The sequence below is a fragment of the Pedobacter aquatilis genome, assembly GCF_032678405.1.
Classification (GTDB): domain Bacteria; phylum Bacteroidota; class Bacteroidia; order Sphingobacteriales; family Sphingobacteriaceae; genus Pedobacter; species Pedobacter aquatilis_A.
Window position 1 is genome coordinate 173,440 of the sequence record NZ_JAVTSJ010000005.1, and the last position, 14,544, is coordinate 187,983.

Here is a 14,544-nt window from a genome sequence, read left to right on the forward strand (position 1 = left end):
CACTATTAATTTTTTGTTAATTTAAATCGATTATTTGAAACGAAAATCAACTATATGAGTATAGCACAGCTCGAAGAACAAATTGAAGCAGGGAATTTTCAGGGTGTAAAAGAAATCCTGGTTCAAAATCCGCAACTTGCAAACACCAACACTTCACACCATATTTCTCCATTATTGCTGGCCTGCTATTATAAAAAACAGGATATCGCCAATTTAATTGCAGAATTTACAGATGATCTGACTTTGTTTGAAGCTTGTGCCGTGGGCAAGTTTGATGCGGCAACTTTACTCATCTTTCAGAAACCAGACTGTGTTAACGATTTCTCAGAAGATGGTTTTACACCATTGGGATTAGCCTGTTATTTTGGCCATGAGGAACTGGCAAAGTTCCTCGTACTTAAAGGTGCTGATGTAAACCTTGCCTCGAAAAACGGTTTTAATGTTTTTCCGATACATTCTGCGGTAGCCGCTAATAATATCAATATTGCTAAAGTGCTTTTGGATGCTGGTGCATATCCAAATGTTTGTCAGAAAGCTGGCTTGGCGCCTTTACATACCGCAGCGCAATTGGGAAATATTGAACTAATTATTTTATTGCTAGAGCATGGTGCAGAAGTAAGCTTACGTATGGAAGGTGGAAAACTACCTGCTGATTTGGCCGCAGAAAAGGGTTTTCATGAAATTGCCGAGATTTTGAGAGACGACGATTAGCCGATTTCTTCAACTTTAGATACTTAAACCAAAAACGATTAACTAAAATAGATTACTCCCAGATGCGCAAGCGCATTTTCTTCATGTAAGTTCTGATATCGAGTACTACTGCTGCTAAAAAATAGAACAAAATGGGAAAACCTACGGCAAGGAAGGATGAGTAGATAAAAAACAGCCGGACTTTTGCAGTACTCATATGGAGCTTATTTGCCAGGTAAGTAGAAACCCCAAAACTCTGCTGCTCGAAATAAGTTATAATCCGTTGAAACATTTTCTGCTCATTTTAAATCTTAACCATATCCTGTTCAAAAAGGATAACCAGTTTTCCTGCACTAATTTAGTAAATATTTTCACTTTACCTTAATAACGCTAAAACGTATTACTCTAGTGTAAGTCTTTCGAAATCCTGTCGATCTTCATGTTTAATAAACAGAATCTGCTTATCATCCAGATGGGCATATTTTTTCTTCAGCTCGTTTTTAAACTTATCTATATCAACTTCAGCGCTCAAAATTACCGTTAAAGCATCGGCATTGCCCCTAACCTCGATAATTTTATCGGGATAAAGTTCTTTAAGTTCGTGTGGAAATTCCATAATAGCTAAACCGATTAGTGCGCAGAAAGTTTTATGATTACTAAGCCTGTTTTAATATTTTAATGCCAATACCACAAGATAAACATTTTTTAGCATCGCAATAATGTTTTTTCAACTGCAAAATACCTTGTGTTGAGAAGGCATTTTTAACTTTCACACCTGCATCAGTAAATTTATCAATTATCGCATTTTCTTCTGGTGGCAGGCTTTCGAGTAGTTTTATCGCCCGGTTGATGTAAAACTGTGAAGCAGTATGCTTACCATATGCGAAAAGAAACAATGCAATGGTATTTAATAGGATATTATCGATAGAAGTTTTTCCGATTGCTGTACTGACATGATCGGCTTCTTTCTTAAAATGATAGTGGTTTCTCCAATAGTCGTTAACAGGCAAATCTTCAAATAATCCCCTCAATCCGGATATCTCCTTTATTTCCATTACTTTCGAAAACATATGATTGGATTTTACAATTAATGCAGCGAATTGTGCTAAACGGAGAGTTGGAAAATTTTGAGGGCGCATCCGCATAAACTTCCACGATGATACTTCTATGGGTTTGATTTTATATTTCTGTTTTAAAAACAGAAACTCCTCCTTCAGTTTGGCAGGGTATTCATCTTTAAAGCTTTCGCTTAAGAAACCTGCCGCACCAAAAACCAAAGCTTCAATCTGCAAGTTATTGTCTTTATGCTTGCTGTAAATTTGCTGGGAAATGGCCTTGGCAAAAAGCTCAAAAGGTAAAGCATTTATCTTAAATCCAAAGTTCCGGGCCATGAAGCGATAAAATGTTTCATCCCAGTTCCCGTTCAGCGTGTTTAAAGTTTCAAAAACGGCTTCTGTTTTTTGCGCAAATCTTTCTATCAATGTTCTGGATAAAAATGAATCAACTATGAGCGGGTCTACCTCTCCTATCTGCGCTGTGCAGGGAAAATCGGTCAGTGTTAAAAATATACTCTCGTATTTCGAAATTAAATCATCTGCGATACGGGTTTTGAGCTCCAAAACAGGCAAAACTGTTCCATTCATTCTTTTTATTTCCATATCATGTTCAAACACAACATGCAGAATTACATTCTCATAACCAGAATCATTCTGATGATTGTGCTTAAACCAATCAGAAGATTTAACATGGATTTCTATATTGCCAGCCCAGACTGTTTCCCCTAAATTTATCTTGGCATTACTAAAATCGGGCCCGGCATTCTTATTCAGAAAACCAGGATGAATGATCTTTAAACTTTCCCCATGATCAGTTTTTAGCCCGTTATGATCAAACAATCTGAATTGCCATACGTAATGAAGAAAGTCTTCAGGAAAATTCATTATTGAAGATAATGAAATATTCCCTTAAGTTGTAAATAAATTTTTAGCTTCTTTCGAGTACGGAGGGATGGAAATTTACAATTACTTCCAAGGCAGGCTATCAATGTGTTTGAATATTGCTGTTTTAAACTGTTCAGCGGTTAAGCTATTTTCCCATTTCTTATCAAATTCAGTAGGTTTTTCTAACGCTTTAGCATAAACTGGAACCTGTTCATTTACAAGAGGCAATTGATTTTCGAGTAAAATTGACAAAAGTTTATTTTTCTCAGCTTCAGACAATTTCTCAATATGCGATAGCAGTGTTTCGAAGTCTATATTTGAAGCGGGTTTATTCATAAAGGCATTTCAATTATTTAAATATAATCATTTTAAAAATTCAGACGCTATTTTAATATAAATCCGATTATTAAATACAGGTTATATCTGTTTTAAACAACCAAATCAGCAGCAATTAAAATCTGCTCCATCTCTTTCTGTAGTTTTAAAGCCTCTATCCTTGCCTTTTCAGCGAAATCTTCGCCATTGCTGGCATATATAATCCCTCTTGATGAATTAATCAGTAATCCACATTGTGCGTTTAAACCATATTTGCAAACCTCCTGCAAATCGCCGCCCTGTGCACCAACACCCGGTACAAGAAGAAAATGATTTGGAACCAGTTTACGTACATCGGCAAATGCGGCACCGCGGGTTGCGCCTACAACATACATCATTTGTTCATCAGTTGCCCATTGTTGTGAAGTTTTAAGCACCTTTTCAAAAAGTTTGTCGGTTCCAACTTCCTGCAGTTGAAAATCGGCATGACCGGAATTAGAAGTGAGGGCTAAAAGAATTACCCATTTATCTTTAAAAGTTAGGAAAGGTGTAACCGAATCGCTGCCCATATAGGGTGCTACGGTAACTGAATCGAAACTCATTTCAGATGATTTTTCATTAAAAAAAGTTTCCGCATACATGGCAGAAGTGTTACCAATATCGCCCCGTTTTGCATCGGCAATTGAAAAAATATCTTCTGGAATATATTTCCATGTTTCGGTTAAGGTTTTCCATCCTTTTTTACCGTAACATTCGTAAAAAGCAGTATTTGGTTTATAGGCCACGCATAAATCTTTTGTTGCATCGATAATCTGTTTATTAAATTCAAGAATGGGATTATCGTACTTTAACAGGTGCTGGGGGATTTTATCCAGTGATGAATCTAATCCAACGCATAAAAATGAACGTTTTTTTTGTATCTGCTCAAAAAGTTGCTGCTTAGTCATATAATGCTTATTTGCTGCAAATATGAGGTTTTTTGAAATTTTTGAGGAATAAAAACAACGTCATATTAATTATTTTTATAAACATTTTAAACTTTTTCTTGCGGATTACGTTTCAAATACATACAATTGCAACATAATTTCTCAACCGTTTATCTGAATATCCCAGAAAAAATTTATCAAGACTTGTTTTTTGTTACCATTTTTTGAAAGCGATTATCGTTTTTATTCAGCTCGTAAACAATTATGAAACCATTTTGAGTACACCAACATAACCAGCTCATCTTAAGTTTTATAGCCATAAGAATTTATACACAATGAAACCGCAGGGCTTGCGCTAACACAAATATTTAAAGCCTTGCAGATTTATAGCCGGAAAACATCCGTTATAAACAAATGAAAAATTTCTTGAAACATATATATTTAGAATGTTTAGCAAATCAGAATTAAATGATAAGCTCACCCCCGAATTACGTGAGCTGGCAAAAACCTATGGCATCGAAGGTGCCGACTCCCTAAGAAAAATCGACCTTGTTGAAGTGCTTCTACACCAGCAGGAAATTATAAATGCCGCTAAATCTGCCGGAGCTGGCGACCCATATGGCGAGGCTGAACCTGTTGCAGTTTCTCCAGCCCCAAAAACTAAAGCAGCTAAAGCTGAAAAGGCTCCAAAAGTAGCCGCAGCAACAACTGCAACTGAAACGCCAACACCAGAAAAACCAATTAAAAAAAGAGCCAGACTACCTAAAGAAGATTCGGCAGCGCCTGTTGAAAGAAGAAGAGAATCGGTAACTTTATTTGACGAACCACAACACGAACAACCAGAAGTACAACCGGATCGGGTTATCGAATCGGATGAAAGCGTTAAACCAATTTCAGCATTAATTGAAGAGTCTGCTGAAGTATTGCCACCGGTTCAGAAACAAAAACAAGAACCCCGCGAAAAGCAACAACGTGATGACAACCGCCAGCAAAAACAGCCTGGGGGTGGTAATCACCACAAAAACGAAAACAGTTATTCAAATCTGGATTTCGATAATGTAATTACAAATGAAGGCGTTCTAGAAATTATGCCAGATGGATATGGTTTCTTACGCTCTGCGGATTACAACTACTTAACTTCTCCTGATGATATTTATGTATCTCAGTCACAAATTAAACTTTTCGGTTTAAAAACTGGCGATACAGTAAAAGGCAGTATCCGCCCACCTAAAGAAGGTGAAAAATATTTCCCTTTGGTTCGTGTAGAAACCATTAATGGCAGAATCCCTGCCGAAGTTCGCGACCGCGTTCCTTTCGATTATTTAACGCCACTTTTCCCAACTGAACGATTGAATCTTTTTACGGATACAAATAATTACTCTACCCGTATTATGGATTTGTTTACTCCAATTGGTAAAGGACAGCGTGGTTTAATTGTTGCGCAGCCAAAAACAGGTAAAACCAATTTATTAAAAGAAGTTGCTAATGCAATCGCCAAAAACCATCCTGAAGTTTATTTAATTATTCTTTTAATTGATGAACGTCCGGAGGAGGTTACTGATATGGCCAGAAGTGTTAGAGCAGAGGTTATTGCTTCTACATTTGATGAGCCTGCAGAACGTCACGTTAAAATTGCCAATATTGTATTGGAAAAATCTAAGCGTTTGGTAGAAAGTGGTCATGATGTTGTAATCCTTTTAGATTCGATTACACGTTTAGCCAGGGCTTACAATACTACTGCACCTGCATCCGGTAAAATTTTATCGGGTGGTGTTGATGCCAATGCATTACACAAGCCAAAGCGTTTCTTTGGAGCTGCACGTAATATCGAAAATGGAGGTTCATTAACCATTTTGGCTACGGCGTTAACTGATACCGGTTCTAAAATGGATGAGGTGATCTTCGAAGAATTTAAAGGTACAGGTAACATGGAGTTACAATTAGACCGTAAATTATCGAACAAACGAATTTTCCCTGCTATTGATATTACTGCTTCGAGTACACGTCGCGATGATTTATTACACGACAGAGATACCTTGCAACGTGTTTGGATTTTACGCAACCACCTTGCTGACATGAATAGCCAGGAAGCGATGGAATTTGTACAATCTCAGATAAAAGGTACAAAAAGCAACGAAGAATTCTTAATTTCGATGAACAGCTAATAAAAGGTAAAATGTAAGATGGTAGATGGACAAAATAACGTTCCATTTACCATCTCACTTCTTACATCTTCCATTATATGAAAAGGCATATCCCTAATGCGATTACCTGTGCAAACCTTTTTTCAGGTTGTATCGGAATCGTTTTTGCATTTAAAGGCGAACTTCAAACCGCCGCCTATTTTGTAATCCTTTCGGGAATTTTCGATTTTTTTGATGGAATGGCAGCCCGTTTATTGAATGTAAAATCGGCTATAGGAAAAGACCTTGACTCACTGGCAGATATGGTAAGTTTCGGTTTCTTACCTGGTGTAATTATGTTTCATTTATTACAGAAAAGTGATTATTCCTCAGCTTATTTACCCTACGCAGGATTTCTCATTACTGTATTTTCTGCCCTTCGTCTCGCAAAATTTAATAATGATGAGCGCCAAACTGAAGACTTTATTGGTTTAAATACGCCAATGAATACTTTATTTATCTGCTCATTACCTTTTATAGCAAATGATTACCCGGAAATAATTGGTTCTACAATCCTCCTCATCGCTGTAACGGTAATTACAAGTTTCCTGCTAGTTAGCGAAATCAGAATCTTCTCATTAAAATTCAGTAACCTGAGCTGGGCAAAAAACAAAATCAAATTTATATTCCTGATTTTATCGGCAGTACTTATTGTTGCTTTGCAATTCGCTGCAATACCATTTGTTTTAGTATTGTACATTGCCCTATCCTTTTTACATTTTAGGAAAACTGAGGCTTCAATAAATTAAATATTATACTTTGCTTTGATCTCTGCCATAGCATCTTCTACCTGAAAGTAGACTTGATCCATTAGTACGCGAAGTTTATTGACACTTTCGGCCATTTTATTTAAGCCCTTTTCTTCCTTGCACGCAGTTTCGATGGTATGGATAAAGTCCTTAACATCATTTCGCCCAATATATGTGAAAGTTGGTTTTATTTTGTGAGCGCAATCCGACATCATTACCCAGTCTTCAACCTGCAAGGCCTTTTCCATCTCATTCAGATAGAAACTACTTTGATCGATAAAGGTATTGAAAACCTCAATTATAAATTCGGGATCTTCACCTACCATTTCTGTAAGATACGATAAATCTAGAGGAGGATTATCCAGGTCATCTTGCATAATCAAATTTAATAATTTACAATCTGTTTACCTCTAAATCATCAGTAACATTTTCGAAAATTTCTAAAATAGTATTCCCTGTTACCGGATGTACAACATCTGGCGCTATTTCTGCCAATGGAACTAATACAAACTTCCTGTTCTGCATGTGTGGATGAGGAATCTGGAGCCGCCCTTCTATATCGATAATTTCATCACCAAAAAGGATTAAATCAATATCAATTAATCTTTCTCCCCATTTTTCTTTCCTAATCCTACCTAATTTCTGTTCAATTTCCAATGCTTTATCCAATAAGCTCAAAGCACTTAAGCCTGTGCTCAGGGCTACCGCCTGGTTCAAAAAATCAGGTTGATCTTCTTTACCCCACGCTGCAGTTTGATAAATAGACGAAACCGCGATAACATCGCCAGCTTCATCATTTAAAAGCCGAATGGCCAGTTCCAGATTTTTATTTCTGTCACCTAAATTTCCACCCAGTAACAAATAAGCAATTGTACGCTCTAATGCCATATTAAGCCCTTGTATTTTTATATCTTTACCACAAAATTAAAATATTTAAATGAGAGATTTCTTCAAGTATCTGTTTGCTTCAATGCTCGGATTTTTCCTGTCTGTTATCATCCTGTTTTTTATCTGCTTCGTTGTTATTGTAGCTGCCATTTCATCGGTTGATGATGATAAAACAGTGGCTGTTGGTAATAATTCGGTTTTGTATTTAAACTTAGATCAGGCAGTAATGGAACGTACGCCTAAAAACCCATTTGGCAATCTTCCTATAGTTGGCGGTGAGGAGAAAGACGGTATTGGATTAAACGACCTTTTAAAATCGATTAAAAGAGCTAAAAACGACGATAACATAAAATGTATTTACGTTAATGTGAGTAGCCCCAATGCTGGTTTTGCAACCATGCGTGAAGTGAGGAATGCACTGATTGATTTCAAAAAATCGCACAAAAAAATCCTTGCCTACAGCGAAGTTTACACCCAGGGTGCTTATTATCTAGCCTCTGCTGCCGATAAAGTTTATTTAAACCCTGAAGGTGCTTTAGAATTTAAAGGCTTTAGCTCTGAGTTAACTTTCTTTAAAGGAACACTTGAAAAAGTGGGTGTAGAAATGCAGGTTATCCGCGTAGGAAATTACAAGAGTGCTGTAGAGCCTTACATCCTTGATAAAATGAGCGATTATAACCGTAAACAGGTTACAGCGTATGTTGGTGGACTTTACAATACATTTTTATCAGATATTGCACAATCGAGAAGCCTCGAAAAAGACAGTCTTTACAGCATAGCCGACAACTATAAAATCAGGGAACCCAAAGATGCACTTAATTTTAAAATGGTTGATGGCCTGAAATATAAAGATGAAATTCTGGAAGAGCTTAAAGCTTTATCAGGCAAAACCAAAAAGCAAAATATTACCTCTGTATCGGTGAATGATTACGCAAAAAACAACAATCAAACTGGTTCAGGCAAAGATAAGGTAGCGGTTATTTATGCTAACGGAGAAATTACCGGAGGAGAAGGTTCCGATAGTCAGATTGGTTCTGAACGTATTTCCAGGGCAATTCGTAAGGCACGCCTTGATGACGATATCAAAGCGATTGTTTTAAGGGTTAATTCTCCAGGAGGAAGCGCTTTGGCTTCGGATGTAATCTGGCGGGAAATTGTGCTAACTAAAAAAGAAAAACCTGTTATCGCATCCTTTGGCGATGTTGCCGCATCAGGCGGCTATTACATTGGCTGTGCGGCTGATAGTATCTTCGTTCAGCCTAATACAATTACCGGTTCTATCGGCGTGTTTGGCATCATCCCTAACTTCCAAAACTTAATGACAAATAAACTGGGAATTACATTTGATGGCGTTAAAACTGGTAAATATGCGGATATAATGGCTACTAATCGCCCGATGACAGAAGGTGAAAGATTCATTATACAGAACGAATTAAACAGAATTTACAGTGGTTTTGTAAGTCGTGTAGCGGATGGCAGAAAGAAAAGCAAATCTTATATTGACAGCATTGGCGGAGGCCATGTCTGGATTGGAACCGATGCTGTACAAATCGGTTTAGCCGACAGAATCGGAAGTTTTAACGACGCAATTAAATCTGCCGCTCAAAAAGCCAGGCTAAAAGAGTATAAAGTGGTTGAATATCCTGATGTTATCGACCCACTGAAATCATTGCTGGAAGAAAGTACCGATAAAATTAAAACCTACTATACCAAACAGGAATTAGGCGACAATTATATGCTTTATCAGCAAATGAAAAAGGTTATGGCAAGCTCTGGCATTCAGGCCAGAATGCCTTTCGAAGCTGTGATTAAGTAGCGTAATGGAAGATGTGGGTAGGTTAATCCCACATCTTCCATTTCACATTCTACATATTTCATCCCCAATATTCTATCTTATATTTTTTTCCACTCGGGATGTAAGGTTAAATAAGTATTGTTAATGGATTGATTAACCGGATGCACGGTTAAGGAAATACTTTTCCCCTTAAGGAATTCAAATCCAATACCATCCTTTTTAGCGTCGAAAACATTTATCGTATCCTTTTTCTCGTTAATATAAGTAGCCGCCAGCTCCATAGCCTTAAAATTCAGTTTAGCATCAGCTTCTGATATACCCACACCAATCCCATCTTTAGTTTTGAATTGGTTAGCAGTAATCCTAATCTGTTTTACTTCTTTAACCCGCATCGAAGTATCGCGATAAGCAGAATATACGGCCAGTTCATTCCTTGTATTACTGGAAGAATCTTTTCCATACCAGATCCCCCAGGCTTTACCCATTGCGGCATCGCCTGCATCAGGTTTACCTAGCTTTTCACCAACTGTTATCATATCTTCACCAAGGGCAACCTGACCAATTGACCTGCCAGGAACAATTAAAAAATCTGTTTCGATAGCTTTTTCAGCAACCGATTCGGCATGAACAGTTGTATCTTGTTTATTTTCTGTGTTGGCAGGTGATTGACAAGCAGCGAAACACAGGCTTAAGCCTGCCAATAGAATATTAGTTGTTTTCATACTTAATCAACAAAGCTTTAATAAATTCTGTTTCGGAAAAAATAATGTGTAGTTAAGTTTCAAACCATAATTCATAATTTTACCGCTTATGGAAAATAAAACCATCGCCAGAACCCTTCGTCTTTTATCGCAATTAATGGAATTGCACGAGGAAAATCCTTTCAAAATCAAATCAATTGCCAATGCTTATTTTAAAATTGATAAGTTACCTTTTGCGTTAAAAGATAAACCTGTTGATGAGATTGATAAAATTGAAGGGATTGGAAAAAGCCTGTCGGCAAAAATTATCGAGTTATTGCAAACCGGCAAATTAAAGGAACTAAACGACATTGTACAGCAAACCCCTGAAGGCGTTGTTGAAATGTTAGGCATTAAAGGTATTGGCCCAAAAAAGATTTTAATTATCTGGCGTACATTGGGCATTGAAAGCGTTGGTGAATTATATTATGCCTGCAACGAAAACCGATTAATTGAAGCTAAAGGGTTTGGATTAAAAACGCAGGAAGAAATAAAAAATGCCATTGAATTTAAGCTTGCCGCGAATGGCAGGTTTTTATATGCGCAGGTAGAAAGTTTTGCCAACAGCATTTTTGACGAGCTTTCAAGATGGCTGGTTAATGTAGACCATAATGCTGCAATTGCATTTGCAGGCCAGTTTCGCAGGGCTTGCGAAATTATTGATGAACTTGAAATTGTAATTGGTGCAACACATATTGATGAAGTACAGGCTTCACTCCCTGGTTTCGAAGCACTTTCTTTGATAGCTGCTGAAGACTCCTTTATCACAACCACCGAAACAGGTTTAAGAATTAAGATTTTTGTGGTTGAAAAAGCTGGATTTTATCTGGATTGGTTTAAACTTACCGGAAATGCTGAACATGTTGAAAAAGTTTTAAATTTAGCAGGCAATGGCCCTTTTGCCAATGAGCGGGAAATTTATGATCGGGCTGGTTTGGCCTTTATTGAGCCCGAATTACGTGAAGGTTTTAATGAAGTTGAATTAGCGAAGGAAAATAAACTTCCTCAGTTAATTACTTACGAAGATTTGAAAGGCAGTTTACATAACCACTCTACCTGGAGTGATGGCGTACATAGCCTCGAAGAAATGGCCGTTTATTGCAAAGATGTTTTAAAACTTGAGTACCTGGGAATCTGCGACCACTCCAAAACAGCAGTTTATGCTAAAGGCCTAAATGAGCAGCGTGTTTTTGGCCAGCATCAGGAAATTGATGAACTAAATAAAAAACTTGCCCCTTTCAAAATTTTTAAGGGAATTGAAAGTGACATCCTGAGCGATGGCTCCCTGGATTACAGCGATGATATTTTAAAAACTTTTGATTTCGTTGTTGCCTCTGTGCACAGCAATTTGCGTATGGATGAGCTAAAGGCAACCAGCCGCTTACTCAATGCGATCGAAAACCCTTACACTACAATTTTAGGTCACCCAACCGGTCGCTTACTGTTAAGCCGGGCTGGTTATCCAATTGATTATAAAAAAATTATCGATGCCTGCGCGGCCAATAATGTAGTTATCGAAATTAATGCAAATCCATTACGATTGGATTTAGACTGGCGCTGGCATCGCTATGCTTTAGAAAAAGGCGTATTACTTTCCGTAAATCCTGATGCCCACCGAACAGAAGGTTTTCATGATATGCGATATGGCATTAAGATTGCCCGAAAAGGTGGTTTGAGTGCCGACAAGTGTTTGAATGCTTTTTCTCTGCAAGAAATAACAAAGTATTTTGAAAGTAAGAAATAAAACTCACCACAGATGTTAAAAATGGATACGGACAAGTTTAATCTGTGTCTATCTGTGAAAATCTGTTGTAAAAAAGCATAACTTTGCCCCATGATAAGTGAAATTGCCAACCGCGTATTTAATCAGGTTATTACAGACTACCATAAGTTTGATGATATTGACCATCCGGTTGAAAACCCATATGATGCTGAAAGTTTAGAGCATCTTTTTTACATTAAAAATTGGATAGATACTGCGCAATGGCACATGGAAGATGTGGTTCGTAATCCGGAGATTGATCCTGTTGAAGGTTTAAGCTGGAAAAGACGTATTGACGCACAAAATCAAGTACGTACGGATATGGTAGAATTTATTGATGGTTATTTCTTAAACCTATACCAAGGTATTTCGGCGCTTTCAGATGCAAAAATCAATACGGAAAGCCCGGCATGGGCAATCGACAGGCTTTCTATCCTGGCTTTAAAAATTTACCACATGCAGGAAGAAGCTGAACGCGAAACAGCATCAGCCGAACACCGTGAAGCCTGCCAAACCAAACTAAATGTATTATTGTCGCAGCGTGATGATTTATCACAGAGTATTGATGAATTATTAAACGATATTGAAGCTGGAAAAAAATATATGAAAGTATACAAACAGATGAAAATGTATAACGACCCGAGCCTAAACCCGGTGTTGTATAATAAAGCATAGAATCCACAAGTCGTCATTGCGAGGCACGAAGCAATCTCTCTCATAAAAAAAGATTGCTTCGTGCCTCGCAATGACGAATGATCAAAAACGCCATGTCAAAAGAAAAAATTATTGTTCTACGTTTTTCGGCCATGGGCGACGTGGCAATGGTGGCTTCTGTTTTAAAAGAATTTCCAGTTCAAAATCCTTCTGTAGAAATCGTAATGGTTAGCCGTGAGGCTTTTAAACCATTTTTTGATGAAATTGAAAATCTCAGTTTCCACGCCATACAGCCAAAAACTGTTCATAAAGGAATTAATGGTTTATTTAAACTCTACCAGGAACTCCGGAAATATAATCCAACAGCAATTGCTGATTTGCACGATAATCTTCGGAGCAGAACGATTTCGACTTTTTTCCGTATAACCGGCATAAAAATCAGACGAATTAATAAAGGCAGGGCAGAGAAAAATGCCTTAACCCGTCCCGTTAATAAAATCTTTAAACCTTTAAAACAAACCGTAGAACGTTATGCAGATGTGTTTCGTAGCCTCGGTTTAAGCATTAAATTAAATCATCAGCTTCAGCAATCGGCAAGAGCACTTCCTGCTAAGGCTAATGTTCTTTTTCAAAATCCATCGACCAAAAAAGTAGGTATTTCTCCATTTGCACAGCATATTTACAAAGTTTATGCTTTAGAAAAAATGGAACAGGTAATTTCTTCATTAAGCTCGCAAGGATTTGAACTGTTTATTTTTGGAGGAGGAAAAACTGAGCAAAGTATCGCTGAAAAATGGGCTAAAACTTATCCAAACACCAATAACGTAATTGGAAATTTTAATCTGACCGAAGAACTTGCCATTATTTCAAATCTCGATTTAATGCTGAGCATGGATTCATCGGGTATGCACATGGCTTCACTAGTTGGGATACAGGTTGTTTCCATCTGGGGGCCAACACATCCTTATGCAGGGTTTTTGGGTTATGGGCAGCAGGAAAGCGATTGCATCCAAATCGACCATCCTTCGAGGCCAAATTCTATTTATGGAAACAAACCCTGTCTTTGTGGTGTTGAAAGTTGTATAGATTTAATTAAACCGGAAACGATTGTAAATAAAATTAAAGAAAAACTAAATGGCTAAGCAACTACTATTGATTCGTCACGGAAAATCAGATTGGGGAAATATTGACTTAAAGGATTTCGACCGACCGCTGAATAAACGTGGTAAAGAGAATGCACCCAAAATGGCCGAAAGACTGGTAAACAGGGCTTTCAAATTTGATTTAATTGTGAGCAGTCCGGCGAAAAGAGCAAAATCGACTGCAAAATATTTTGCGGAAGCCTATCAGTTTGAAGATATCCGGTATGAAGAAGCCATATACGAAGCCAATACAACAACACTTTTGAAAGTAGTAAATGACTTAGATGATTCGGCAGATACTGTAATTATGTTTGGACATAATCCGGGTTTTACGGATTTAGCTAACGAACTGAGTGATGCGGACATTTATAATATTCCAACTGCGGGAATGGTTTTAATGTCATTTCCATTTGAATCGTGGAAAATGGTGAGCCGTGGAACCGGGGATTTAGTTTTCTTTGATTACCCGAAGAATAGTGATGAAATGTAGTTTTTTTTCCACGGAAACACGGAACGGAGTTCAAGAAATCGTCATTTAGATTCACTCCATCCGCCGTTTTGACCGTAGTGGCCAAATTCATTCGATAACAACTAAAAGTTCTGCTAGTGCCCACTAAGGGAATCACAGCCCTTTGTTAAATAAACCCGATAAAACGAAAAGCCCGGAGCGAGAAACGAGTGAGGACTTGAAGTGATAGCGGGGCTGCAAGATCAAAAGCACTACTGAACGTAGATTTCCAAAAAAACAAAAAACAATCCT

The 14,544-nt window shown here is 37.6% G+C and carries 16 protein-coding genes; 8 read left to right on the top strand and 8 right to left on the bottom strand.

What is annotated here, in order from left to right; translation table 11 throughout:
- Positions 1 to 54 precede the first annotated feature (54 nt).
- Positions 55 to 711: an ankyrin repeat domain-containing protein gene (locus R2R71_RS14485; RefSeq protein WP_316831995.1), complete on the top strand. Its 657-nt coding sequence runs from the start codon at positions 55 to 57 to the stop codon at positions 709 to 711.
- A 52-nt stretch (positions 712 to 763) separates the two neighbouring features.
- Here the strand turns inward: R2R71_RS14485 and R2R71_RS14490 are convergent, their stop codons facing one another.
- The 5 genes from R2R71_RS14490 to pyrF all read right to left on the bottom strand — a co-directional run bounded on the left by R2R71_RS14490 (position 764) and on the right by pyrF (position 3,892).
- Positions 764 to 982, bottom strand: coding sequence for a PspC family transcriptional regulator (locus R2R71_RS14490; protein WP_316831996.1), 219 nt, complete (start codon positions 980 to 982; stop codon positions 764 to 766).
- A gap of 108 nt (positions 983 to 1,090) precedes the next feature.
- Complete coding sequence (locus tag R2R71_RS14495; RefSeq protein WP_316831997.1) at positions 1,091 to 1,306, bottom strand: hypothetical protein; 216 nt, start codon at positions 1,304 to 1,306, stop codon at positions 1,091 to 1,093.
- Between the two features lie 40 nt (positions 1,307 to 1,346).
- Complete coding sequence (locus tag R2R71_RS14500; protein ID WP_316831998.1) at positions 1,347 to 2,630, bottom strand: DUF2851 family protein; 1,284 nt, start codon at positions 2,628 to 2,630, stop codon at positions 1,347 to 1,349.
- 81 nt (positions 2,631 to 2,711) lie between these two features.
- Positions 2,712 to 2,966 carry a hypothetical protein gene (locus R2R71_RS14505; RefSeq protein WP_316831999.1) on the bottom strand — a complete coding sequence of 85 codons (255 nt, stop codon included), beginning with the start codon at positions 2,964 to 2,966 and terminating at the stop codon, positions 2,712 to 2,714.
- Positions 2,967 to 3,058: 92 nt separating this feature from the next.
- Positions 3,059 to 3,892 carry an orotidine-5'-phosphate decarboxylase gene (pyrF, locus tag R2R71_RS14510; protein ID WP_316832000.1) on the bottom strand — a complete coding sequence of 278 codons (834 nt, stop codon included), beginning with the start codon at positions 3,890 to 3,892 and terminating at the stop codon, positions 3,059 to 3,061.
- Positions 3,893 to 4,317: 425 nt separating this feature from the next.
- Here pyrF and rho point away from each other — a divergent pair, with 425 nt between their 5' ends.
- Positions 4,318 to 6,036, top strand: coding sequence for a transcription termination factor Rho (rho, locus tag R2R71_RS14515; RefSeq protein WP_316832001.1), 1,719 nt, complete (start codon positions 4,318 to 4,320; stop codon positions 6,034 to 6,036).
- A gap of 77 nt (positions 6,037 to 6,113) precedes the next feature.
- On the top strand, positions 6,114 to 6,803 hold the full coding sequence (gene pssA / locus R2R71_RS14520) for a CDP-diacylglycerol--serine O-phosphatidyltransferase (protein ID WP_316832002.1): 690 nt from the start codon (positions 6,114 to 6,116) through the stop codon (positions 6,801 to 6,803).
- Here pssA and R2R71_RS14525 read toward each other — a convergent pair.
- Entirely contained in the window at positions 6,800 to 7,180 is a 381-nt protein-coding gene (locus R2R71_RS14525; protein WP_316832003.1) for an Hpt domain-containing protein, read from the bottom strand. The two genes, pssA and R2R71_RS14525, sit on opposite strands and share 4 nt — an antisense overlap.
- A 16-nt stretch (positions 7,181 to 7,196) precedes the next feature.
- The gene (gene folK / locus R2R71_RS14530) at positions 7,197 to 7,691 is read right to left on the bottom strand and encodes a 2-amino-4-hydroxy-6-hydroxymethyldihydropteridine diphosphokinase (protein ID WP_316832004.1); all 495 of its coding nucleotides are present in this window, start codon (positions 7,689 to 7,691) and stop codon (positions 7,197 to 7,199) included.
- 49 nt (positions 7,692 to 7,740) lie between these two features.
- On the opposite strand from folK, the gene sppA reads away from it, so the two are divergent.
- On the top strand, positions 7,741 to 9,507 hold the full coding sequence (gene sppA, locus R2R71_RS14535; protein ID WP_316832005.1) for a signal peptide peptidase SppA: 1,767 nt from the start codon (positions 7,741 to 7,743) through the stop codon (positions 9,505 to 9,507).
- 77 nt (positions 9,508 to 9,584) lie between these two features.
- Here the strand turns inward: sppA and R2R71_RS14540 are convergent, their stop codons facing one another.
- Positions 9,585 to 10,208, bottom strand: coding sequence for a hypothetical protein (locus tag R2R71_RS14540; protein WP_316832006.1), 624 nt, complete (start codon positions 10,206 to 10,208; stop codon positions 9,585 to 9,587).
- Positions 10,209 to 10,296: 88 nt separating this feature from the next.
- Between R2R71_RS14540 and R2R71_RS14545 the strand changes: the two genes are divergently transcribed.
- From R2R71_RS14545 to R2R71_RS14560, 4 genes are all read left to right on the top strand, one after another.
- Positions 10,297 to 11,970: a helix-hairpin-helix domain-containing protein gene (locus R2R71_RS14545; protein ID WP_316832007.1), complete on the top strand. Its 1,674-nt coding sequence runs from the start codon at positions 10,297 to 10,299 to the stop codon at positions 11,968 to 11,970.
- Between the two features lie 90 nt (positions 11,971 to 12,060).
- The gene (locus tag R2R71_RS14550; RefSeq protein ID WP_316832008.1) at positions 12,061 to 12,663 is read left to right on the top strand and encodes a DUF4254 domain-containing protein; all 603 of its coding nucleotides are present in this window, start codon (positions 12,061 to 12,063) and stop codon (positions 12,661 to 12,663) included.
- Between the two features lie 92 nt (positions 12,664 to 12,755).
- Positions 12,756 to 13,784 (top strand): glycosyltransferase family 9 protein, encoded by a 1,029-nt coding sequence (locus tag R2R71_RS14555; RefSeq protein ID WP_316832009.1) that lies wholly within the window; start codon positions 12,756 to 12,758, stop codon positions 13,782 to 13,784.
- Entirely contained in the window at positions 13,777 to 14,274 is a 498-nt protein-coding gene (locus tag R2R71_RS14560) for a histidine phosphatase family protein (protein WP_316832010.1), read from the top strand. The genes R2R71_RS14555 and R2R71_RS14560 overlap by 8 nt, the downstream gene beginning before the upstream one ends.
- The last annotated feature ends 270 nt before the right edge of the window (positions 14,275 to 14,544 follow it).